18 protein-coding genes are annotated in these 22,457 nt (G+C 66.5%); 6 read left to right on the plus strand and 12 right to left on the minus strand.

Features of this window, described 5'->3' with window-relative positions:
- Window positions 1-192 precede the first annotated feature (192 nt).
- The 9 genes from ABFC67_RS10160 to ABFC67_RS10200 all read right to left on the minus strand — a co-directional run bounded on the left by ABFC67_RS10160 (window position 193) and on the right by ABFC67_RS10200 (window position 12,460).
- On the minus strand, window positions 193-1,170 hold the full coding sequence (locus tag ABFC67_RS10160; protein ID WP_346737911.1) for a transporter: 978 nt from the start codon (window positions 1,168-1,170) through the stop codon (window positions 193-195).
- A 77-nt stretch (window positions 1,171-1,247) separates the two neighbouring features.
- The gene (locus tag ABFC67_RS10165) at window positions 1,248-3,041 is read right to left on the minus strand and encodes an arylsulfatase (RefSeq protein ID WP_346737912.1); all 1,794 of its coding nucleotides are present in this window, start codon (window positions 3,039-3,041) and stop codon (window positions 1,248-1,250) included.
- A gap of 132 nt (window positions 3,042-3,173) precedes the next feature.
- Entirely contained in the window at window positions 3,174-5,531 is a 2,358-nt protein-coding gene (locus tag ABFC67_RS10170) for a tetratricopeptide repeat protein (protein WP_346737936.1), read from the minus strand.
- A 146-nt stretch (window positions 5,532-5,677) separates the two neighbouring features.
- Window positions 5,678-6,628 carry a DUF481 domain-containing protein gene (locus ABFC67_RS10175; RefSeq protein ID WP_346737913.1) on the minus strand — a complete coding sequence of 317 codons (951 nt, stop codon included), beginning with the start codon at window positions 6,626-6,628 and terminating at the stop codon, window positions 5,678-5,680.
- A gap of 54 nt (window positions 6,629-6,682) precedes the next feature.
- Window positions 6,683-7,510, minus strand: a complete 828-nt coding sequence (locus ABFC67_RS10180) for a transporter (protein ID WP_346737914.1) — start codon at window positions 7,508-7,510, stop codon at window positions 6,683-6,685.
- A gap of 188 nt (window positions 7,511-7,698) precedes the next feature.
- Window positions 7,699-8,769, minus strand: coding sequence for a hypothetical protein (locus tag ABFC67_RS10185; protein ID WP_346737915.1), 1,071 nt, complete (start codon window positions 8,767-8,769; stop codon window positions 7,699-7,701).
- A gap of 216 nt (window positions 8,770-8,985) precedes the next feature.
- Complete coding sequence (locus ABFC67_RS10190) at window positions 8,986-11,208, minus strand: PAS domain S-box protein (RefSeq protein WP_346737916.1); 2,223 nt, start codon at window positions 11,206-11,208, stop codon at window positions 8,986-8,988.
- 92 nt (window positions 11,209-11,300) lie between these two features.
- A complete protein-coding gene (locus ABFC67_RS10195; RefSeq protein WP_346737917.1) occupies window positions 11,301-11,687 on the minus strand; it encodes a response regulator in 387 nt (128 codons plus the stop codon).
- A 128-nt stretch (window positions 11,688-11,815) separates the two neighbouring features.
- Window positions 11,816-12,460 carry a response regulator gene (locus ABFC67_RS10200; RefSeq protein ID WP_346737918.1) on the minus strand — a complete coding sequence of 215 codons (645 nt, stop codon included), beginning with the start codon at window positions 12,458-12,460 and terminating at the stop codon, window positions 11,816-11,818.
- Between the two features lie 587 nt (window positions 12,461-13,047).
- On the opposite strand from ABFC67_RS10200, the gene pstS reads away from it, so the two are divergent.
- From pstS to cysK, 6 genes are all read left to right on the plus strand, one after another.
- Window positions 13,048-14,067 carry a phosphate ABC transporter substrate-binding protein PstS gene (pstS, locus tag ABFC67_RS10205; protein ID WP_346737919.1) on the plus strand — a complete coding sequence of 340 codons (1,020 nt, stop codon included), beginning with the start codon at window positions 13,048-13,050 and terminating at the stop codon, window positions 14,065-14,067.
- A gap of 84 nt (window positions 14,068-14,151) precedes the next feature.
- Complete coding sequence (pstC, locus tag ABFC67_RS10210) at window positions 14,152-15,135, plus strand: phosphate ABC transporter permease subunit PstC (protein WP_346737920.1); 984 nt, start codon at window positions 14,152-14,154, stop codon at window positions 15,133-15,135.
- On the plus strand, window positions 15,135-15,992 hold the full coding sequence (gene pstA / locus ABFC67_RS10215; protein ID WP_346737921.1) for a phosphate ABC transporter permease PstA: 858 nt from the start codon (window positions 15,135-15,137) through the stop codon (window positions 15,990-15,992). Before pstC ends, pstA begins: the two co-directional genes overlap by 1 nt.
- The gene (gene pstB / locus ABFC67_RS10220) at window positions 15,985-16,794 is read left to right on the plus strand and encodes a phosphate ABC transporter ATP-binding protein PstB (protein WP_346737922.1); all 810 of its coding nucleotides are present in this window, start codon (window positions 15,985-15,987) and stop codon (window positions 16,792-16,794) included. The genes pstA and pstB overlap by 8 nt, the downstream gene beginning before the upstream one ends.
- Window positions 16,795-16,915: 121 nt before the next feature.
- Entirely contained in the window at window positions 16,916-17,638 is a 723-nt protein-coding gene (gene phoU / locus ABFC67_RS10225) for a phosphate signaling complex protein PhoU (RefSeq protein WP_346737923.1), read from the plus strand.
- Window positions 17,639-17,906: 268 nt separating this feature from the next.
- A complete protein-coding gene (gene cysK / locus ABFC67_RS10230; RefSeq protein WP_346737924.1) occupies window positions 17,907-18,863 on the plus strand; it encodes a cysteine synthase A in 957 nt (318 codons plus the stop codon).
- Between the two features lie 203 nt (window positions 18,864-19,066).
- Here cysK and ABFC67_RS10235 read toward each other — a convergent pair whose 3' ends face one another.
- The 3 genes from ABFC67_RS10235 to rnr are packed head-to-tail and all read right to left on the minus strand — an operon-like array spanning window position 19,067 to window position 22,334.
- Window positions 19,067-19,318 carry a hypothetical protein gene (locus tag ABFC67_RS10235; protein ID WP_346737925.1) on the minus strand — a complete coding sequence of 84 codons (252 nt, stop codon included), beginning with the start codon at window positions 19,316-19,318 and terminating at the stop codon, window positions 19,067-19,069.
- Complete coding sequence (rlmB, locus tag ABFC67_RS10240) at window positions 19,315-20,061, minus strand: 23S rRNA (guanosine(2251)-2'-O)-methyltransferase RlmB (protein WP_346737926.1); 747 nt, start codon at window positions 20,059-20,061, stop codon at window positions 19,315-19,317. The genes ABFC67_RS10235 and rlmB overlap by 4 nt, the downstream gene beginning before the upstream one ends.
- Complete coding sequence (gene rnr, locus ABFC67_RS10245; protein WP_346737928.1) at window positions 20,058-22,334, minus strand: ribonuclease R; 2,277 nt, start codon at window positions 22,332-22,334, stop codon at window positions 20,058-20,060. The genes rlmB and rnr overlap by 4 nt, the downstream gene beginning before the upstream one ends.
- Window positions 22,335-22,457: the final 123 nt, after the last annotated feature.

Below are 22,457 nucleotides of genomic sequence, written 5' to 3' on the forward strand. Positions count from 1 at the left end.
AATGGGTGGACCCAAGGCTGCGACGATGCGGATCAGCGCGAGCGACTCGCAACGGATCAAGGAAAGATCGTCGGCTCTCGTGCGCGAGGAAGTTGTCAAGCAGTTGACCGAAGGCAGCTACACCCGGGTCACGTCGGTCGGCGACGACATGCTCGAACGTCAACGTGGCTATCGTGAATCTCTACGTCACTCCTATTCGCCCTCGAGCCGTTTTGCACCCTCGATGATCGGATGCCATCCGTACACGAGCGAAATCATGAAGCCGTCCATGCGCAGGTCGTCAGGCGCGCTGTCGTTCACCGTCGATTTGTAGCCGAAGGTCAGATTCAAGTTGTCGTTGACCTGGTATCCGAGCGTGAATCCGACGCCGAGGTTGTTGAGCTTCTTTCCGGGGACGCCATTGATGGTCGATTTGCCGCCGCTGTACCAGGAGGCGTCGAGCGCGCCCCAGAAGTGCTCGCCGAAGTCGTGGGTCAGGTGCGCATCCAGCTGGAACAACGGATCGGTCTTCAGGGTCTTTCCTACATAGTCGGTGTTGTCCCCGAATAGCCACACCGCCGGCAGGAACTCCAGCGTGGTGCGCCGGCCGGGTACCCACGGGCCAAGCTGCCAGACGACCGGCATTCCCAGGCGCCCATATACCCGGTTCTGCCCGATGTTCAGGGTCTTCTCGCTGTCGTATTCGCCGATCGGCACCGCCAGGTCGACGAGCAGGTCGACCGAGAATCCCGGCTCGTAGCGCAGGGCATCGGCGAGCGTTTTCTGTGCCGGGGGCCCGATAATGTTGAGGTCGAATTCGGCCATCGGATCGCCGAAGCCCTTGGCCGATTGGCTGGCTGTTCTGCCGGCCACGTTGACGTCGCCGGACAGCCGCCCCATCGGCACAAGCACCGCCGCCATGGCAGAGCGGTCGAACATGGTGAAGGTGCGCGCGTAGCCGGCGATGGCCAGCGTACCGTCGAAATTCGCATCACCCATCGGGATGTGCGCCGGATCGAACGGGTTCGTGTTCCCGCTGATCGAGTTGAAGATGAGCGGAACCGCGTTCGCGCCGGACAGGGTCTTCCAGTAGAAGCGCGCCGGGACCTGAGCCAGGACCATCGGAGGGGCCAACGCGCCGGAGCCGAGCAGTGCGGCGAAGAAAAGCTGCAACAAGCTAACCCGTTTCATACGTCCTCCGTTGCGTTTCATCGCCGCGCTCGATTCTTGAGCGGATTTCTCTCATCGATCTTTCGGATCGGAAGCGTTCAAGGCTTCGGGTTGGCAAGCATGTCCTTGGGTGGTACGAATTGGCTCTTGTAGATCAGCGGCGGGAAGCCGGGCTCCACCGGATACCGTTGCGGCAATTTTTGCTCCATGCCTTCCCACAGCACGCGGCTGGGCAGGATCACGTGATTGGCCTTGACGTAGTCGTCCCACAAGGCCACTAGCTCCTTGACTTTTTCCGGTCGCTCGGCGGCCAGGTCGTGGCGTTCCCCCAGGTCCTCAGCGAGGTTGAACAACTGCCATTCCCCCGTGCCGTAGGGCTTGTATTGCCAGACCAACTTCCAATCGCCCTGCCGCACCGCGCAATTGCCGAAAATCTCCCAGGCAAGATAATCCTTGTCCGTGCGGGGTGACGCCTCCTTGCCCTCCAGCATTTTGACCCAGGACTCGCCAATCAGCGGCGGCTGTTCCTGGCCCTGGTAGGTTTGGGGACGCTTGGCACCCGCCACTTCCAGCAATGTTGGCATGATGTCCGCCACGTGCAGCACGGCCTGGTGATTGATGCTGCCCGCCGCCTGCCTGTCGATCGGGCCGCTGACGATCAGGGCGTTGCGGATGCCGCCTTCGGCCAAATTGCCTTTGTACTGGCTGAACGGGGTCATCGAAACCTGCGCCCAGGCCGGGCCGTAACCGACGTAGGAATGCGGATCGCCCCAGGCATTCGGGTTGGTTTCCGACCAGACCATCGAGGCAAACAAAAAGTCGCGCGTGCCGGGCGTGCCCGCGATCATCTTGAACAGATCGGCCCCTTCCGCGCCGTTGTCGCCGAACACGATGAAGATGGTGTTGTCGTATTCACCGATTGTCTTGAGATAATCCATCAGCCGGCCGACGTGGTAATCCATGTTCTCGACCATGCCGGCGTAAAGTTCCATTTTCTTGCCCATGATGGCGCGCGTGGCGGGGGCGAGCAGGCTGGCGTCGGGCACAAACCACATGCGCTCGGCGAGATCCGTGCCCGGCGCGGTGATGCCCATTTTGATTTGCCGCTGGAGCCGTTCGTTACGAACCACGTCCCAGCCCTTGTCGTATTCGCCTACATGCCGGTTGCGCCAGTCGCGCGGCAGATGATAGGGATCATGCGGCGCCTGTTCGGAAAGGTAGACAAAGAACGGTTTGCCGTCCTTCCGATCCGCTTCGATGTCGCTGATGATCTTGTCGGTGTAGGTCTTCGTGGCGTAGTAATCCTTGGGCAGCCTGATCAGGTAACGGCCATCCTCGGTGAACGTGGACTTCGGACTGATGGCCGTGAAATTCCACATGTCCCAATAGCTCCCTGCGCCGTCCAGCAACGAGAAGTCGCGTTCAAAACCGCGCGCGGCCGGGATCAGGTCGGGGGCTTTGCCCATGTGCCATTTGCCAGCCATGTAGGTGTGGTAGCCGGCGTCCCGGAGCAGTTGCGGCAGCGTGGTCAAATTGCGCCTGAGGTGGCCCTCGTAGCCGTCCACGTCCCATTGGTTGGGCGCCGCCCACTCATCCATGTTGCCCAAACCATTGAGATGCGTATCCACGCCGGTCAGGAGCATGGAGCGCGTGGGCGAACAACTGGCGTGCGTGTAGAACTGGGTGAAGCGCACGCCCTCCTTGGCCAGTTCATCCAGGTTCGGCGTCTTGATCTCGCCGCCGAACGAGCTCATGTCGGCGAATCCCAGGTCATCGCCCAGGATGATGACGATATTCGGCCTCTTGACCTGCTGCGAATGCGCCGGAGCGAATGTGTCGAAAAGCAGAGCGAGGAGGACGGCGGCAACAATGGCTGCGGATAGACTCTTCATGTGTGCTCTTCCTCTCCGCAAACCGCGGGCGACGCGGGCGGCAACGCTCGGACAATCTCCGCGGAAAGGCTATGTCACCTTGCCCGCCGCCAACATTGGACCTAGATCTCATCCGAAACCATCGTAATCCGCTCATTTGCCGGCCGCGCCAAGTCGCGCCGCGAGCTCCGCATAGCCGCGATTGTCGGGCTCGAGTTCACGCAGCGTGGCGAGGTAGCCGAGCGCCGTCTTGCGGTCGTTCGCCTGGGCCGAATAGATCGCCAGACCGAACAGCAGGTCGCGATCGTATGGTTGCCGCTGCAACGCGGTGCGCAGGACCTTCAGCGCCTCGGGCACGCGGCCGGCATCGTTCAGCGCGACCGCATAAACGTAGGCGTAGCGCGCCGAGTCCGGTGCCAGCCTGGCCGCCTCGGCCAATTCACCAAGTGCGTCGATATTGCGCTTGCCGCGCACGTAGGCAAGAGCCAGCGCATAGTGCAGCGCTGCGGCGCGCGGCGCGCGCTTCAGGCCGCGCTCGAGCACGGCGATCGCTTCATCCTCGCTGCCCATCGCACGATCGAGGTCGGCCAGATTGACGTACGCGGCGACGAACGTCGGATCGATGCCGATCGCCTTGCGGTATTCCGCCGCGGCGCGTTCGGGGTCGCCGCGTGCGGCGTACAGATTGGCGAGATTGGCGTGCCCCTCGGGCCGGTCGGCGTTGTAGTCCTGCACGGCGATGTATTCGCCGAGCGCCTTCTTCAACTCGCCGCTGCTGGCCGCCGGCAGCGCTGCTTCGGCTTCGCCGGCCAGCGCGCGCGCGACTTCGATGCGCACGCTCAGCACCGGGTCCGCGAGCAGGCTCGGAAGCCAGCGGACGCGCGTCGCGACGTCGGTGTTGCCGCCGATGGCGCCGACCGCCGCCAGCCGCACCGACGGATCGGGATCGGCGAGCGCATTCGTCACGCTGCCCAACGACGATGGCGTCAGCCAGCGCGCGAGCCGGTCGATCGCGCTCGCGCGCACGATCGCCGGCTGCGCCGGATCATCGATCAGTTTCGCCAGCGCGGCACGTGCTCCCGGTGCGCCGGTCTCGCCATCATGGAATGCCGTGGCGAAATCCTGGAACCCGACCGGTGTCTTGCCGGTCCACTTGATCAGCGCGTCGGCGGCCCAGCGCGGCGTCTGTTTCGTGTGGCAGCTGTTGCAGGCATTCGGCACGCCGAGCGTCACCGACAGATCCGGGCGCGGCACGCGGAACGAATGGTCGTGGCGCGGATCGACCTGCATGTACGTCGTCGTCGGCATGTGGCATTGCGGGCATCCGGACCCGGCCGACCCCGCCGCGTGATGGGTGTGCGCGACGGCATCGTACTTCGACGCCAGATGACACTGCGTGCAGATCGCGTTGCCGGGAAAACGCAGGGCCTGCGTGTGCGGATCATGGCAATCCGAGCAGGTGACGCCCTTCGCCTGCATGCGACTCTGCAGGAACGGACCGAGGTTGTAGACCTCGTCGCGCATCTGGCCGTCGGTCCAATACAGGCCGGGATCCAGGTCGGCCAGCCGGTGCGAGTCGAGCAGGGGCGCGCCGAAGACATAGTCGTCGGACAGGCGGCTGCTGCGCGCGTGGCAGCGCGCGCACATCTGGATCTCCTTCGAGGTCCGGCGTGCGACGCTGCGCCGCGCGGTGCCGGTCGCGGCATCGATCGCCCAGGTCACGCCCTTGCGTTCGGTCAGCGCGAGCGCGAGGCCGTTGTCGGCGCCGGCCGGCTTGCCCGCGGATTTCGCGCGCGCCCAAGCGACATGCGCGGCGCCGGGCCCGTGGCAGGCCTCGCATGCGACGTCGATCTCCGACCACTGGGTGTCGAAGCGATCGCGCGCGGCGTCGAAATTCTTGCGCAGGTCGGTCGAGTGGCACTCGGCGCACATGAAGTTCCAGTTCTGGTCGACGCCGGTCCAGTGCAGCGGATCGCCAGCCTTGATCGCCTGCTTCGGATACAGGTGAAACCAGCGCTGTCCTCCCTGCGCCTTCGTGCGCGTGTCCCACGCAATCGACAGCGCCTGTAGTCGTCCGCCCGGCATCGCGATCAGGTACTGCTGCAGCGGCGCGACGCCGAATGTGTAGCGGACCTCGTAGTCGGCAAGCTTGCCGTCGGCACCGTCGGTGCGAACGAAATACCTGCCGCCGCGCAGCGAGAACGTCGACGTCGTGCCTGCGTAGGCAAATGTCGCGTTATGGAAATCGCCGAGCACGGATTCCGCGTCGGCCACCTGCATGGCGTGGCGATGCTGGGATTTGTTCCATGCAGCGGCCTCGGCCGCATGGCATTCGCTGCAGGTGGCGGAACCGACATGGCCTCTCGCCGGCACCTCGGCCGGACCGTCCGCAGCAGCCGGCTTCATCGCCGGCGCCATGCGGGTCTTCGCCGTGACAACAGCCGCCACCTGCCGGTCTTGCGCGCAGGGCACGGTCGGGCAGACCAGCATGGCGCAGAGCCCCATGAGCATGCTCACCGCGAGGCTCCGACATGCGGCGTGCGTGTCCACCTGCGGGTACGTGCGCCTTGGGCCCGAGGATGCGGCCGCGCTGCGTCGGATAGGCCTTGCTGGCTGGGCGCGCTCTGGAATCACTGCCGATCAAGCCTCGAGAGCGCCTATGGCATCGGCTTCGGATGAGGATCGAAACTCCATCCGATGACCCACCGCCATTGGGAAATGACTCCCGACTCGAGCGGAATGCGGCTGTTCGTGTAGAGCCAGTCCAACGCGATGTACAGCCGCTCGGTTAGAGGGCGCTTCAGTCGAGCCTGCATGATCACGTAGCTGTTGCCCTTGCCCGCGCTAAGTGCTTGCAGTTCGCCTTCGACAGTCGCATTTCCCCAGGTCGGATACAGGGCACGTGCATAGAGTCCGAGCGCGGCACCGCCAAAGTTCTGCTCGCCGCGTCGAAGCGCAAGATAGCCAGCGGCGGGCCCGACGCGCAGGTATCTTCCCGGCGCTTCCCAGAGTCGCCAGCCCCACACCAGGGCGGCAGTCCCGGTCGTGTCGTAGCCTTCGCTGCGCAGTTCCGAGAGGCCGAGCAGTCGTCCCGTCATGAAATGCTCCGGGGACAGAAATCGGTCGTAGCTGAGGCTGACGAGCAGGTCGTTATCCTGAAGCGTGCCTTGGGTGCGCTTGTACTTGTAGAGGATCGACCCGGCCATTTCGCCGTTGTCTGTCTGGCGGTTGATCTTCCACGAGGCATCCAGAATGTCCTCCGGCACCTTCAGGCTGCCGCGATCCGCGCTCAGCTTCATCGCGACATCGGACGACCAGCGCGGCCCGGGTGGCGCCGATGCGACCTGCGCTGACGTTCTGGCGGTCTCCGATCCTGGCGCGGGCGGCGTGTCGCGTTCGATTCGAGCCTGCGTGGAAGGCACCTGAATGCGCCCGAGAAAATCGCTTTGAAACGTCAGGATGCCGTCTTTCTCCTCGATGACGTGCCCCGGCAGCCGCTCTCCATTCGGACCGATGAGAACGTCGGCGCGCGCAATGCCGATGCTGGCAAGCAAGAACAACACGAGCGCGCGCACGGCACAGGCGCAGCCGCACGCCGGACGCGCCATGGCATCCCGGCATGAAATCCCCTCTGTTCTGGCCGAGCATGTCATCAGGGCTTGCTACCTCGGAAACAGCAGCGTCCATTGGAAGCGCAGTCCCCAATCCGGCCCGCCGGACGGGCGTTGCGCATAGCCGCGCAGCCCGAGCAGAAAGCTCATGGGCTGCCTGCCGATCTTCAGCAACTGGCTGACCGTCAGGTTGATCGGCACGGTCCACTGCTGCGCCTTCCAGTCGTAGGTCGATTCCGTATTGAGCCCGCACGTGGTGAAACTATTCGTCGTGTACGAGACGAACGGCTGCAGGAGCGTCGCACTCACGTCGGCGCGGTCCGAGTTGCCTCCGATCGACCACAAGTGATTGGCCAGCATGCCGTAGGTCCATCCGCCGCCCTGCTTGAGCACGACCAGCGTCGGCCCGACACTCCACTTCTCCGAGCCCAGCGCATCCTTGCTTGCACTCGGGACCGAGACCGCGGGCCCGGCGCCCCAGATCCAGCCGCCAGCGGTCGGCGCCATGGGGGAAAAGAAGAAACTCTGCAGAATGTCCCCGGTCCCGCCGAGGCTGCCGCCGCCCTCCACGGGCGATCCGGCATGAATGAAGGGGACGATCGTGCGCGAGATGACGTTCCAGTCCTCGTTCAGCGAGATCGGAATCACCGGCTGCACGACGAGGGCGAAGCGATCCGCGTTCGCCGGACCGATGCCGGCATCGTAGTCGAGCTTGAATGGCAAGCTGATCAGCGCCGCGACGGGATTCTGCAGCTTCTTCGCCAGTTCGGCGTCCTGGTTGGTGTCTGCCGACTCCTCGGCTGCGACGGAGAATCGAATCGGCATCGCCGCAGCGAGTGCAGCGGCGAAGAGAAGAACTCCGGTGAGGCGTGGCTTCATCGCTCGTCGTCCTCGCCCCTGGCCCTTGCCTCGCATGACTGGCGCGCGGATTCCGCAGGCTGGCGACTGCCCGGTGCGCCCTGCCAAGGTAGTACCCGGCAAGCGTCTCCAGTAAGTGGACCAAGGGCCCATCGGGGCCGGAGCGGCACCTGCGTTGGACGATCAGGCGACACACCCGCGAGTGACGGTCACTTGGACCAGGGGTTGCCGATCTGGATGTAGACAAATGTTCCGTCCGGCCCTCGCGCGACGTCCACGCCGAACGTCAGCCCGAACAGCTTCTGCACCTTGAACCGGACGCCGAGCCCTTCGGTGGACACGGTCCTTTGCCCGGTGATTCCATGAAGGTCAGCGCGTGCCGCGCCGAGTCCGCCGAAAGCCACGATGTCCCAGCGGCTGTCGAGCGGAAAGCGGTACTCCGCCTCCACCTCGCCAACCTGTTCGCCCGCATAACGCAGAGCGGGCACGCCGCGCAGCGAAATATACGGCCTCAGGTAAAACGCCTCGTGCTCGAGGCTGACATCGAACTGGGCCCGCAGGCCGAGTACTCCTCCGCCCAGCCCAGGCCCGTAGCCCATCCACTTCAGACTCAGCCCGGAATCCAGGCTTGCGGATGCGTAGTGGCCGCTCGATGGCGCGAAGACTTCATCGCGGGTGTCCTGCGACCAGGTCAGTCTCGCCCCGGCGATTTCCTCCTTGGTTTGTTCGCGTGCCAGTTCCGGGGGAAGCCCTCCGGGGAAATCCGCCCTGGTGCTTACCGAGAACAGGTCGATAGCCACGCTGTTGGGTCCATCGCCCAGCTTGCGTTCGACTTCAATGCTGCCGCCCGCGGCGTGAAGGTTGAATCCGATCGAGGCGTCGCCTGCGGGTGACAACCCGGAGAACTTCAGTTTCAAATCGGCGCGCGCGGCGATCGCCGTGGTCTGCCATCTTCCATCACTGCCCCACGCCCTCTCATCGAACGCGAGCACGCCACGCGATCCGCCGTCGGTCCACAGCCCGCCGAATCCATAGGCCTGCGGCAGACTCGGACCGGCACCCGTGTGGGGGCCGGCACGCATCCAGACCGGGCCCGCCAACAGTCCGTTGCCGATGGCTGGTTCGGTGACCGGATATGGCACGAACAGGAAACGGCTGCCGCCGTCATCCTGCGCTCCCTTGTCGGCAACCTCGGTCTCCGAGGTGGTTTGCTCCTCTGCGATCACATCGCGCACTGACAGCGCGCAGAGCACGACAAACGCCGCCGGGTACAGAAGCAACGCGCTCCGTACCCGAATGGGCCGATGAGGCGTCTCGCGGCACATACGAAGTTGAGAAATCGAGATCATGTGGTACGTACAAGTCGCTGTACGACACCACGACGAGCGCGGGAAACCAATCGGCCGTTGGTCCCATTGGCAGGCCGGGATTCGATGCGCGCGTCTTGTCCACTTGCCGGTTCTCGCCGAACTTGTCGGGTTCCGAATCAGCGGGACCTACGTGATCGCGCCATAGCCAAGGACAGGAAGGAGGAAATGCAGGGTCGCGCCGCCTGCACTGTTTCTCGTCGCCCACAACTTGCCGCCGTGCGCCTGGACGATCATGGTGCACACGGAAAGGCCGAGTCCCATCCCGCCACGCTTGCCGGTGACGAACGGCTCGAAGACGCGCTCGAGGTCCCGCTCCGGAATCCCGGGCCCCACGTCCGCAACCTGCAGCTCGACAGCGCTCCGCCCATTCACGAGCGTTCGCAGCGTGAGCCTGCGACCGCGCGCGACCTCGCTCATTGCATCGGCCGCGTTCATGATCAGATTCAGCAGCACTTGCTGCAACTGGACTCTGTCCCCCTTGACCCGAGGCAGTTCCTCACTGAGATCCAGGACGGCCTCCACGCGCCGATCGATCAGATCGCTGCGAACGATCAGCATGGTATCCCGCACGACGCTGTTGATATCGAGCTGGACGAAGTCCGTGCGGTCGTTGCGCAGCATGCTGCGCAGCTTGCGGATGACATCGCCGGCACGCTTGGCGTTGTCGACAATATTGGCAAGACTGACGGCCACCTCATCCAGATCCGGGGTTTCACGAGCGAGGAAGCGGGCGCCGGCCTGCGCGTTGCTCAGTATCGCCGTCAGCGGCTGGTTGAGCTCGTGCGCCAGGGAACCGGAGAGCGCCGACAGCGAGGCCGCCCGCGACAAGTGGGCAAGTTCATCGCGCTGCACCGCCATATCGCGTTCCATGCGCTTGCGTTCCGTAATGTCCGAGATCGAAACGAGGGTGAAATGTCCCTGCGCGATCTGGATCGAAGTCAGTCCGATCTCCACCGCGATCTCGCTGCCATCGCGACGCAGCGCGAACAGCTCGAGTCCGGTTCCCATCGGGCGACTGGTCGGCTTCCCGGCGAAGATGCCCCGCAGATGCGAACGCTCGGCACGATACCTTTCCGGCACCAAGGATTCGATTGCCATTCCGATCAACTGCTCGCCCATGTACCCGAACGTCGACTCTGCCTGATTGTTGCAGAACACGATCGATCCCTTGTCATCGACCAGCAATATGGCAGCGGGCATGGCTTCGACGAGCAGTCGAAAGCGCTCCTCCGCCATGTGGCGGTCGGTGACGTCCAAGACGACACCGTAGCTATGCAAGGGCGCATGATCCGGTCGGAGCAGAATCTTGCCGATGGCAAGCATCCAGCGGGCGCCCGACTCGCCGCTCGCGATCCGGAACTCGATGTGGATATTGCCGTCACCGCGCATCGCCGCAGCAAGCTCGGTCCGAACGCGCTCACGATCGTCCGGCGACACGCGCTGGAGCAGACCTGTCCAATCTGTGCCGTCGCCGGGCGCAAGCCCCAGCAGGGCGCGTGCGGACGGCGACAGCCATGGATCTCTGGCGGAAATGTCCCAACTCCACAGGCCCTGGCCGGAGGCGCTGGCGGCAAGTTCCATCTGCTGTTCGGTTTCGCGCAGGCGCCTGCGCGTCATCGTCAGGTCCGTTGTGCTCTCGGCCGCCTGCAGAACGTCCGTTCCCATCAGATAGGCCATCACCAGCGAAATGCCCAGGAATGGCGGCGCGACCAGCAACGGGGCCGACAGCAAGCCGCTCGTAACGATGGCTTCCCATGTATACGCAAGAAGCAAGAACACGATGATGCTGACGCAAACGGGAATGGCTCGCTGGCGCTCGTTGGAACCGCCACGCAAGCGCACCGCTACGATCGTGTCGACCAGGAATGCAATCATGAGAACGGCATTGACCGTTCCCAGGAACATCCACGGATTCGGCTCGCCGATCGGCGCACTGACGGGGCTGGCACCCCATACATGAATCGGCGTGAGTGCCGCGACTTCACGAAAATTGAGGTTCTCGCCAGTGAGGAAATTGGCTGCCAGCGCAGCAAGCGACAGGCCGATCAATGGCGCGATCCAACCGCGGCGTGACGAGGGGAACTGCTGATGGACGAAAAAAACGAGTCCGATGAGCAGAGTCGTCAGCGGCACGTGCACCCAGAGCAGCAAGCGGGTCCAGTATTCCACGGCGCCCACCCGCATCATCCTCAGTTCGAGTACCGCTATCGTCGCAGCAGACAGGCTGCACAACGCAAAGGTCGGTCGATCCACCAGGCGCCGCCGCCTGAACCAGATCGACAAATCGACGAACGCCAGCACAAGGTTTACAACGGCGATGGTTACCCAGCTTGCGTGTATCCAGTCCATAGCAAGCCATCACGCAGTGGGGGCGCACCGAGTGTTCTCGCAGTTTTTCGCCGCCAGCGCAATGGCGGCGGCAATACTGGCTTTCAGCAACGCTAACGATCGGCTCGAGCTTGCGTGACCCAGTTGATTGCGTCGAGCAGCGCCTGGTCGTCGACCGGCTTGCGCAAGAACATCTTCGCGCCCAGCTCGCGCGCCAGACCATGGATCGACTCGTTGTCGCGCGCCGATACCACGATGACGGGCAGCGAGCTCTGCTTGTCCTTGAGCCGCGCGAGCATCTCCGCACCTGTCATTCCAGGCATGGTGACATCGAGCATGACGCATCCAGGCTCCGCCTCTTCGATCGCGTCAAGGAACAGTTCCGCTGATTCATAGTCGCGCACTTCGTGTCCTGCCGAGCGCAGCAGTCGGCTGAACCCGCAGCGCACATCAGCATCATCGTCTATGACATGAACGACCACACCCTTCGTCAGGCTCACGGGCAGCTCCTGCTCCACTTCGTGCGCGCGTAGGCGGTCTCTCCGGAGACTGACGATACTCGTGTGAGAAGTGGCGGCGTATAGGACCATGATCCAATGCGCCGGTAGCAGCAGAGAGAAGTATCGGATCAGGATGGCGTATCTGGACGGCCAACGCCGAGCGCATCGCAAAGATGGACAAGTTGCGCAACCGAGCGAACTGCCATTTTTTGCATCACACGCCCGCGGTGGACCTTCACTGTCTTGACTCCGATGCCGAGATCTCCCGCGATTTGCTTGTTCAACCGTCCCTTTATCACGTGATCCATCACTTCACGCTCACGCGGCGACAACTGGGAGATTCGTCCGCGGATTTCGATCAGACGGGCCTCTTCGACACTGGCATGCTCGCGGTGCGCGATCGCCGCTTTGACAACCGACAGCAGTGCGGCCTCGTCGACGGGTTTCTCCAGAAAATCGAATGCACCCTGCCGCATCGCCTGAACGCCGATCGATACGGTACCGTGGCCAGTGAGGTACACGACCGGAAGGTTGCCGCCGCGCGCTCGCAACTGATCGTGCAGTTCCGGGCCGGACATCCCCGGCATGCTTACATCCAGCAGGATGCAACCGATGCCGTCGCCCGCTACGTTGTCGAGAAAATCTTGCGCCGCCGGGAAAGACTCGACGTTCCGCCCGGCCGATCGCAACAGCCGCGCAAGGCCATTGCGAACGTTGACGTCATCGTCGATCACATAGACGGTGCCCTTGTCCGTTTCCTTACGGCTTCGCAAGCGAACCCCTCCCTGAACAGGCGCGCGCTCTCCAGACAACTGCCTCGAACGGCGTCTCAGCGGCGGCAGGCTGTGAAGGAGTACGCAGTATCGGAGCCGAGGGAGTAGGGAAGGTTGACCTAGCTCAATCCCGTCCTTACCGGTTGTGCTCGCCCCGGTCGCTTCGACTCGTTAGCCCATGGTCCACTTACCGGCCTGACGCGCTGCGACTACCTTTCATCGGCACACCCGCACCCGGAAGGATCTGTACGGCAGGGGTCATGCGTGCTTGCGGCTGCATGGTGTGGCCTCGCATGTCACATCGGTGGGGGTTGGAACGTCATCCCCACGGCGAACCGCAGGGATCATCGGTACCCGCAGCATCGCGGCAAAGGCAGGCGCGGATCGGCGCGAACGATGCGCGCTAACCTGCCGTGACGAAACAGTTATGGCCTCGCCGCGCCCCGGCTCGGCCGCCGCCCGCATGACGATCCCGCAGCGCCTGTCATGCAACTGCAACGTTCGATTCGTTTCATTGCAACACGGCATGCCTACAAAGGGCGCCGGGCGGGCTGCGCCCGTATCGTTCCGAGACAAGGGGAACTGCCGTGTTGAAAACCATCGCTTCCCGCGTCGCCGTGATCGCCGCCGCCGTGCTGTTCGGCGCGGCCGCGCACGCGACCGACGTCACCGGCGCCGGCTCCAGCTTCGTCTACCCGGTGCTGTCCAAGTGGTCCGCCGCGTACAACGACAAGACCGGCAACCGCATCAACTACCAGTCGATCGGCTCCGGCGGCGGCATCGCGCAGATCAAGGCCGGCACCGTCGACTTCGGCGCCTCCGACGCGCCGCTGAGCGCCGAGGACCTCGCCAAGTTCGGCCTCGGCCAGTTCCCGGTCGTGGTCGGCGGCATCGTGCCGGTGGTCAACGTCGAGGGCGTCGAGCCCGGCCAGCTCAAGCTGGACGGCGCGGTGCTCGCCGACATCTTCCTCGGCAAGATCGCCAAGTGGAACGACCCGGCGATCGCCGGCCTCAATCCGGGCCTGGCGCTGCCGGCCAAGGCGATCACCGTGGTGCACCGCTCCGACGGCTCGGGCACCTCGTACAACTTCACCAACTACCTGTCGAAGGTCAGCCCGCAGTGGAAGTCCAAGGTGGGCTTCGGCACCTCGGTGGCGTGGCCGACCGGCCTGGGCGGCAAGGGCAACGAGGGCGTGTCCGCCTACGTCGGCCAGATCAAGAACGCGATCGGCTACGTCGAGTACGCCTACGCGCTGCAGAACAAGATGACCTACGCGCAGCTCAGGAACGCGGCCGGCCACTACGTCGAGCCGAACGCCAAGGCGTTCGCCGCCGCGGCCGCCACCGCCGACTGGGCCGGCGCCAGGGACTTCAACCTGATCATGACCGACGCGCCGGGCGCCGACGCGTGGCCGATCACCGCGACCACCTGGGCGATCATGTACAAGCAGCCGAAGAACGCCGAGCGCAGCAAGGCCGCGTTCGGCTTCTTCAAGTGGGCGTTCGAGAACGGCCAGCAGCAGGCCGCGTCGCTGGACTACGTGGCGCTGCCGCAGGCGCTGGTCGAGCGCATCGAGAGCTACTGGAAGGCCGAGTTCAAGCAGTAACGAAGTCCGACAGACAGAGCACGATGCGGGCGCGCGCGCCGGACCACGGCGCGCGCGCTTCGCGCTGACCGAACGAACCCGAGCATGCACGCGACCACCACCCTGCCCCGACCGCGCGACAACGGCGCCGACCTGCGCAGCGCGCGCGACGCGCGCCACGACCGCCTGTTCCGCTACGCGCTGATGGGCTGCGCGCTGCTGGTGCTGGCCGCGCTGCTGGGCGCCGCCGCCTCGACCGCGTGGGGCGGCCGGCTCGCCTTCGAGACGTTCGGCTTCAAGTTCCTGTGGAGCGAGGCGTGGGACGCCGTCAACGGCGACTTCGGCGCGCTGGTGCCGATCTACGGCACCGTCGTCACCGCGCTGATCGCGATGCTGATCGCGGTGCCGGTCAGCTTCGGCATCGCGCTGTTCCTGACCGAGGTGGCGCCCAACTGGATGCGCACGCCGATCGCCGCCGCGGTCGAGCTGCTGGCCGGCATTCCCTCGATCATCTTCGGCATGTGGGGCCTGTTCGTGTTCGCGCCGTTCCTTGCCGAGCACGTCGAGCCGTGGGTCAACGACCACCTCGGCACGATCCCCGGCGTCGGCGTGCTGTTCCAGGGGCCGCCGCTCGGCATCGGTATGCTCACTGCCGGCATCGTGCTGGCGATCATGGTCATTCCCTATATCTCCTCGGTGATGCGCGAAGTGTTCCTGACCGTGCCGACGCGGCTGAAGGAGTCCGCCTACGCGCTCGGCTCGACCACCTGGGAAGTGGTCTGGGACGTGGTGCTGCCGTACACGCGCTCGGCGGTGATCGGCGGCATCTTCCTCGGCCTCGGCCGCGCGCTGGGCGAGACGATGGCGGTGACGTTCGTGCTCGGCAACGCGCACCAGTTGAGCGCCTCGCTGCTGATGCCGAGCAACTCGATCGCCTCGGTGATCGCCAACGAGTTCACCGAGGCCTACACCGACCTGCACCGCTCCGCGCTGATCGCGCTGGGTTTCCTGCTGTTCCTGGTCACCTTCGTGGTGCTGGCGCTCGCCAAGCTGATGCTGGTGCGCCTGGCCCGCCGGGAGGGCGCGTGATGGCCGGCAGCGCTTCGCTGTACCGCCGGCGCGCCATCAAGAACGCGCTTGCGCTCGGCCTCGGCGTGATCGCCACGCTGTTCGGCCTGTTCTGGCTGGTGTGGATCCTCGGCGTCACCTTCATCCGCGGCATCGACGCGCTGAAGCCGGCGCTGTTCACGCAGATGACGCCGCCGCCCGGCGCCGACGGCGGCCTCGCCAACGCCTTCTTCGGCAGCATGCTGATGAGCCTGATGGCGCTGGCGATCGGCGCGCCGATCGGCGTCTGCGCCGGCACCTGGCTGGCGGAATACGCGCGCCGGACCAGGCTCGGCGGGACGATCCGCTTCCTCAACGACATCCTGCTGTCGGCGCCGTCGATCGTGCTCGGCCTGTTCGTCTACACCCTGGTGGTGGCGCACACCAGGCAGTTCTCCGCGCTGGCCGGCGCGCTGGCGCTGGCGCTGCTGGTGATCCCGGTGGTGGTGCGCACCACCGACGAGATGCTGCAACTGGTGCCGTCGACGATGCGCGAAGCCGCGCTGTCGCTGGGCGTGCCGCAGTGGAAGATGGTGCTGCAGATCCTGCTGCGCGCCTCGCGCGCCGGCATCGTCACCGGCATCCTGCTGGCGCTGGCGCGCATCAGCGGCGAAACCGCGCCGCTGCTGTTCACCGCCCTCAACAACCAGTTCTGGAGCGCGGACGTCACCAAGCCGATGGCCAGCGTGCCGGTGGTGATCTTCCAGTTCGCGATGAGCCCGTTCGAGAGCTGGCACGCGCTGGCCTGGGCGGGCGCCTTCGTCGTGACCCTGTTCGTCCTCGCGCTCAGCCTGATTTCCCGTTTCCTGCTTGCGCGCAGCAAGGTGACCCATGACTGACAGCGCCGCCGTCTCGACCGCCCACGCCGTCGCCGCGCCCGCGCCGGACGCACCCAAGATCGCGGTGCGCAACCTCGACTTCTTCTACAAGGACTTTCGCGCGCTGAAGGGCATTTCGCTGGACATCCCGACCCGCCAGGTCACGGCGATCATCGGGCCGTCCGGCTGCGGCAAGTCGACGCTGCAGCGCGTGCTCAACCGCATCTACGCGATCTACCCGAAGCTGCAGGCGCGCGGCGAGGTGCTGCTGGACGGCGAGAACATCCTCGACCCGCACTACTCGCTGAACCGCCTGCGCAGCAAGGTCGGCATGGTGTTCCAGAAGCCGGTGCCGTTCCCGATGTCGATCCACGACAACATTGCCTACGGCATCCGCCACCACGAGAAGCTCGGCCGCGCCGAGATGGACGCGCGCGTCGAGCAGGCGCTGCGCCAGGCCGCGCTGTGGGACGAGGTCAAGGACAAGCTGAAGCAGAACGCGCTCGGACTGTCCGGCGGCCAGCAGCAGCGCCTGTGCATCGCCCGCGCGATCGCGCTGCGGCCCGACGTGCTGCTGCTGGACGAGCCCACCTCGGCGCTCGATCCCATCGCCACCGGCCGCATCGAGCAGCTCATCGAGGAGCTGAAGCGCGACTACACCATCGTGATCGTCACCCACAACATGCAGCAGGCTGCGCGCTGCTCCGATCTCACGGCGTTCATGTATCTCGGCGAGCTGGTCGAGTTCGACCGCACCGAGACGATCTTCACGCGGCCGGCGAAGCGGCAGACCGAGGATTACATTACGGGGCGCTTCGGGTAGGACAGGAGGCGGGAGGCGCGGCGGGATACCGGAAGCGGAAACGGAACGTACCCTCCACGCCGTCATCCCGGCGCAAGTCGGAGCGACAAACAGGAATCGGCAACGCAATCGAGGCGCATCCATGAGCACACCTCACGACCACATCCTCAAGAGCTACGACGCCGAGCTGGCCCGCCTCACCGGCGAGATCGTGCGCATGGGCGAGATCGCCGTGGCCCAGCTGGAGGCGGCGATCGACGTGCTGGTGCGCCGCGACAGCAAGGCCGCGCAGCGCGTGATCGACAACGACGATGCAATCGACGCGCTCGAGCACGAGGTCAGCCAGGACGTGGTGCGCCTGCTGGCGCTGCGCCAGCCGATGGCGCGCGACCTGCGTGAGATCCTCGCCGCGCTGCGCATCGCCGCGGCGATCGAGCGCATCGGCGACTACGCCGCCAACGTCGCCAAGCGATCGATGACGCTGAACACGATGGCGCCGGTGGCGGCGGTGCGCGGCCTGCCCGGCCTGGCGGCGCTGGCCGGCCAACTGGTCCGCGAGGTGCTGGCCGCGTACCGCGACCGCGACGCCGACCGCGCGCGCGCCGCATGGTCGCGCGACGCCGAACTGGACGCCATGTACACCGGCCTGTTCCGCGAGCTGCTGACCTACATGATGGAAGACCCGCGCAACATCACGCCGTGCACGCACCTGCTGTTCATGGCCAAGAACATCGAGCGCATCGGCGACCACGCCACCAACATCGCCGAGAACGTCTGGTACGTGGTGCACGGCGAGGAGATCGCAGGCGTGCGCCAGAAGGGCGATCTCACCACGATCCCGCAACTGCCCGACCTGCCGCGCTGATGCCGCGCCGGCGCGGCCGTCGCCGCGTTTGGCCGTCCATACGCGCTTGACACGCGGACCGCATCCGCCGCATGCTCGGCCGATGCGGACCGCCTCCCGCCCGTTCCCGCTCATCCCTTCGGCCGCCGCCTGCGGCCGATGTCTCTGTCGCCGCTGACGCGACCCTGCGGCCGTCCGGCCGCAACGCTCCCTTAACCCTTCACGCGCGAGGCTCTGCGGGCTTCGCGCCGGCTCCATGCCTACCCGTTCCCCCCACGAGGACGCCTCCATGATCCACGCGAGCATCACCGACACCATCGGCCGCACCCCCATCGTGCGCATCAACCGCCTCGCACCCGCGGGCATCGAGATGTACGTCAAGGTCGAAGCCTTCAATCCCGGCGGCTCGGTCAAGGACCGCCTGGCGCTGGCGGTGATCCTCGACGCCGAACAGCGCGGCCTGCTCAAGCCCGGCCAGACCGTGGTCGAGGCGACCAGCGGCAACACCGGCGTGGCGCTGGCGATGGTGTGCGCGGCGCGCGGCTACCCGTTCGTCGCGTTCATGACCGAAACCTTCTCGATCGAGCGCCGCAAGCTGATGCGCGCCTACGGCGCCAAGGTGATCCTGACCCCGGCGTCCGAGCGCGGCAGCGGCCTGGTGCGCGCCGCCGAGGCCTACGCGAAGAAGCACGGCGCCTACCTGACCCGGCAGTTCGACAATCCCGCCAATCCCGCCTACCACCGCCAGACCACCGCCGCGGAAATCCTCAGCGACTTCGCCGGACGCCGCCTCGACTGGTTCGTCAGCGGCTGGGGCACCGGCGGCACGCTGACCGGCGTCGGCGAGGTGCTGCGCGCGGCGCGCCCCGAAGTGCGGATCGTCGCCGCGGAGCCAGTCAACGCCGCGCTGCTGAAAGGCGAGGAGTGGCACTCGCACAAGATCCAGGGCTGGACGCCGGACTTCGTGCCGGCGGTGCTGAACAAGGCGGTCGCGCACCGCATCGCCACCGTCGACGAAGTCGTCGCCCGCGACACCGCGCGCCAGCTTGCGCAGAAGGAAGGCATTTTCGTCGGCCTCTCCGCCGGCGCCACCTTCGCCGCGGCGCTGGACATCGCAAAGCAGGCGCGTGCGGGCGACGTGGTCCTCGCCATGCTGCCCGACACCGGCGAACGCTACCTCAGCACCTTCCTGCTGGAAGGCGTCAACGAGGGCACCGACGAGGACTGGCAGGCGGCGATTGCCTGAGCCGCCCGTCGCAGGAACCTGCACGCAGGTGCGCTCCTCGCAGGAGCCTGCGTGCAGGCGGCCGCAACCTCGCAGCGTGCGCCGTAGGGTGGGCCTTGGCCCACCATCGCCATGCCAACGTGCACCGCACCATGAGGCGCCGCGTTCGGTGGGCTGAAGCCCACCCTACGCCCACCCGACGCGTAGCACGTATTCGCGGCGCGCTACCCGCGCCGCTCGCGCGCCCAGCGCAGCAGGCCGTAGATGCTGATCGCGATCCAGAAGCACTGGATCACGAAGGCCGACAGGTTGAAGGTCTTGAACAGCGACAGCAGCACCAGCAGCGAGCCGATGCCGTTCAAGAGCAAGTAGGTCACGCCGCGGCCGTCCAGGTGGCGCGTCTGCATCAGCAGGTACGCGACCAGCACCATCGCCACGCCGGCAAGGCCGGCCCAATCCTGCCAAGTCAGGCTCATGACGCAGCTCCGCGCTGGCGCAGCGCCTCGAACAGCGCGACGCCGGTGGCCACCGAGACGTTCAGGCTCTCCATCGCGCCGGGCATCGGGATGCGCGCGACGAAGTCGCAGGCCTCGCGCGTCAGCCGGCGCATGCCCTCGCCTTCGCCGCCCAGCACCAGCGCCAGCGGGCCCTTCAGGTCCAGCGCATACAGCGATTGTTCGGTGTCGCCGGCCAGGCCGACCAGCCACACGCCGGCATCCTTGAGCGTGCGCAGCGCACGCGCGAGGTTGGTAGCGGCGACCAGCGGAACCTGGTCGGCGCCGCCCGCCGAGGCGCGCCGCACCACCGGCGTCAGTCCGACCGCACGGTCCTTCGGCACAACCACGGCGGTGACGTTCGCCGCCGCCGCGCTGCGCAGGCAGGCGCCGAGGTTGTGCGGATCGGTGACGCCGTCCAGCACCAGGAACAGCGCGCCGGCGCCGGCGCGCTCGGCCAGCGCCGGCAGCTCGGCGTCGCCGCGCGGCGGCGGCGTCTCGTAGCGCGCGGCCACGCCCTGATGCCGCGCCGCGCCGGCGACGCGGTCGAGCTGGTCGCGCGGACGCGCATGCACCGGAATCTTCAGCGCGCGCGCCTGCTCGAGCAGCTCGGCGACGCGCGGGTTGTGCGAGCCCTGTTCCACCAGCAGCTCGCGCACGCGCTGCGGATCGTTGGCCAGCGCGCCCTCGACCGGATTGATGCCGACGATCCAGGTTTCGCTCATGCACGCCCCTTGTCGCGCACTAGGCGGAAGTCGATCTTGCGATCCTCCAGGCTGGCGCGCAGCACCTGCACGCGCACCGCGTCGCCGAGGCGGAAGCGTGCGCGCGCGCGTTCGCCTTCGAGCAGGTGGCGGATCGGGTCGAAGTGGTAGTAGTCGTTCGGCAACTGCGAGATGTGCACCAGCCCGGACACTTTCGATTCGACCAGCTCGACGAACAGCCCGAACGAGGTGACGCCGGTGACGATGCCGTCGAATTCCTCGCCGACGTGCTTCTCCATCCACGCGCACTTGTAGCGCTCGTCGACGTCGCGCTCGGCCTCCTCGGCGCGGCGCTCGCGCTGCGAACAGTGCACCGCCATGCCGGCCATCTCGACTTCGCTGTAGCGGTATTCGGACGGCTTGCCCTTGGTCAGCGCGTGACGGATCGCGCGGTGCACCAGCAGGTCGGGGTAGCGGCGGATCGGCGAGGTGAAGTGCGCGTAGGCGTCGAGCGCCAGGCCGAAGTGGCCGTTGTTGGCCGGGTGGTACACCGCCAGGCTCTGCGCGCGCAGCAGCACCGACTGGATCAGCGCGGCCTCGGGGCGCTTGCGCACCTTGTGCAGCAGCGCGGAGAAATCGGCCGGCGTCACCTCGCCGGCAGGCGGCAGGCGCAGCTTGAACTCGCGCAGGAACTGCTGCAGGTCCTCGTACTTGTCGTCCGGCGGCGGCGCATGCACGCGGTACGGCGAGGGCACCTTGCGCTTGGCGAGGAACTTCGCCGCCTGCACGTTGGCGGCGATCATGCACTCCTCGATCAGGCGATGCGCGTCGTTGCGCACTTCCGCGCCCAGCGCCACCACCTCGCCGGACGGCGCCAGCCGGAACTTCACCTCGCGGCTGTCGAAGTCGATCGCGCCGCGGCGCTGGCGCGCCTTGGCCAGCAGCTTGTACAGGTGATGCAGGCGCTCGAGCTGCGGCAGCAGGTCGGCCAGTTCGGCGCGCGCGTCGGCGTCCTTCTCGCCGATCGCCTGCCAGACGCGGTTGTAGGTCAGGCGCGCGTGCGAGCGCATCACCGCCGGATAGAAGCGCGAGCGCCCCACTTCGCCGTCGTGGTCGACCAGCATGTCGCAGACCATGCACAGCCGCTCGACCTGCGGGTTCAGCGAGCAGATGCCGTTGGACAGCGTCTCCGGCAACATCGGCACCACGAAGCCGGGGAAGTACACCGAGGTGCTGCGCTTGTACGCTTCCTCGTCCAGCGCGCCGCCGGAATGCACGTAGTGCGAGACGTCGGCGATCGCGACCACCAGCCGGAAGCCGTCCGCGTGCGGCTCCGCGTAGACCGCGTCGTCGAAGTCCTTCGCATCCTCGCCGTCGATGGTGACCAGCGGCAGCGCGCGCAGATCGACACGGCCCTCGCGGTCGGCGCGCTCCACCTGCGGCGCGATGTCCGCGGCGGCGCGCAGCACGCCCTGCGGCCACGCGTGCGGCAGGTCGTGGCTGGCGATCGCCATCTGCACCACCAGCGAAGGCGTCAGGCGCTCGCCGAGCACCGCCAGCACGCGCCCCAACGGGCCGCGGTAGGCGGTGGGCTGGTCGGTGATCTCGGCCACCACGATCTGCCCCGAGCGCGCGCCGCTCTCCTGCCCCGGCGGGATCAGGATGTCCTGGTGCAGGCGGCGATCGTCGGGCGCCACCACGGTGACACCATTGTCCACGACCACGCGCCCGACCAGCCGCGGCGAGCGCCGCTCCAGCACCTCGGCGATCGCGCCCTGCCTGCGGCCGCGGCGGTCGAGGCCGACGATGCTGATCAGCACGCGGTCGCCGTGCAGCACCTGGCGCATCTGCGCGGGCGAAAGATAGACGTCCTCGCCGCCCTCGTCGGGGCGCAGGAAACCGTAGCCTTCCGCGTTGGCCAGCACCACGCCGGCGATCAGGTCGAGCTTGTTCACCGGGCCGTAGCCGCCGCGCCGGTTCAGCAGCAGTTGGCCGTCGCGCAGCATCGCGGCGAGGCGCTTGCCGAGCGCTTCGATCTCGGAATCGCTGCGCAGGCCCAGCGCCTCGGCGATCGTTTCCGCGGGCATCAGCGCGCCGCGCTCGGCCAGCAGGGCGAGGATCGCCTCGCGGCTGGGAATCGGCTGCGCGTAACGCTGCGCCTCGCGTTCGGCCTGCGGATCGTGGATCGGCCGCGCCGGCGTGGCATCACGGCTGGCGCGCGGGCGCTTGACGGCGCGCTTGGGGTGCGCGTCCTGGCTGTGTGCGGAACGGGAGCGGCTCTTGCGTCGGGACATCTGGGAACCTCTGGATACGAATGGGAGTCCGCGCTGCGGACGCAGCGGAGGCATGCCTCCGTCCCCATCCAGCGTTGCGCGAGAGATTCGACCTCTCGGCAGCCGTTGGGCAAGTGCGGGGTT

Source organism: Mizugakiibacter sp., assembly GCF_039680435.1.
GTDB lineage: Bacteria > Pseudomonadota > Gammaproteobacteria > Xanthomonadales > Rhodanobacteraceae > Mizugakiibacter.

Bases quoted from the DNA above. Each gene is read 5' to 3' on its own strand.
- rlmB (WP_346737926.1), bottom strand. From the start codon at position 20,061: ATGAGCGAAACCTGGATCGTCGGCATCAATCCGGTCGAGGGCGCGCTG.
- ABFC67_RS10160 (WP_346737911.1), bottom strand. From the start codon at position 1,170: ATGAAACGGGTTAGCTTGTTGCAGCTTTTCTTCGCCGCACTGCTCGGC.
- phoU (WP_346737923.1), top strand. From the start codon at position 16,916: ATGAGCACACCTCACGACCACATCCTCAAGAGCTACGACGCCGAGCTG.
- cysK (WP_346737924.1), top strand. From the start codon at position 17,907: ATGATCCACGCGAGCATCACCGACACCATCGGCCGCACCCCCATCGTG.
- ABFC67_RS10175 (WP_346737913.1), bottom strand. From the start codon at position 6,628: ATGGCGCGTCCGGCGTGCGGCTGCGCCTGTGCCGTGCGCGCGCTCGTG.
- ABFC67_RS10180 (WP_346737914.1), bottom strand. From the start codon at position 7,510: ATGAAGCCACGCCTCACCGGAGTTCTTCTCTTCGCCGCTGCACTCGCT.
- ABFC67_RS10190 (WP_346737916.1), bottom strand. From the start codon at position 11,208: ATGGACTGGATACACGCAAGCTGGGTAACCATCGCCGTTGTAAACCTT.
- ABFC67_RS10165 (WP_346737912.1), bottom strand. From the start codon at position 3,041: ATGAAGAGTCTATCCGCAGCCATTGTTGCCGCCGTCCTCCTCGCTCTG.
- ABFC67_RS10235 (WP_346737925.1), bottom strand. From the start codon at position 19,318: ATGAGCCTGACTTGGCAGGATTGGGCCGGCCTTGCCGGCGTGGCGATG.
- rnr (WP_346737928.1), bottom strand. From the start codon at position 22,334: ATGTCCCGACGCAAGAGCCGCTCCCGTTCCGCACACAGCCAGGACGCG.
- pstB (WP_346737922.1), top strand. From the start codon at position 15,985: ATGACTGACAGCGCCGCCGTCTCGACCGCCCACGCCGTCGCCGCGCCC.
- pstA (WP_346737921.1), top strand. From the start codon at position 15,135: ATGGCCGGCAGCGCTTCGCTGTACCGCCGGCGCGCCATCAAGAACGCG.
- pstC (WP_346737920.1), top strand. From the start codon at position 14,152: ATGCACGCGACCACCACCCTGCCCCGACCGCGCGACAACGGCGCCGAC.
- ABFC67_RS10170 (WP_346737936.1), bottom strand. From the start codon at position 5,531: ATGCTCATGGGGCTCTGCGCCATGCTGGTCTGCCCGACCGTGCCCTGC.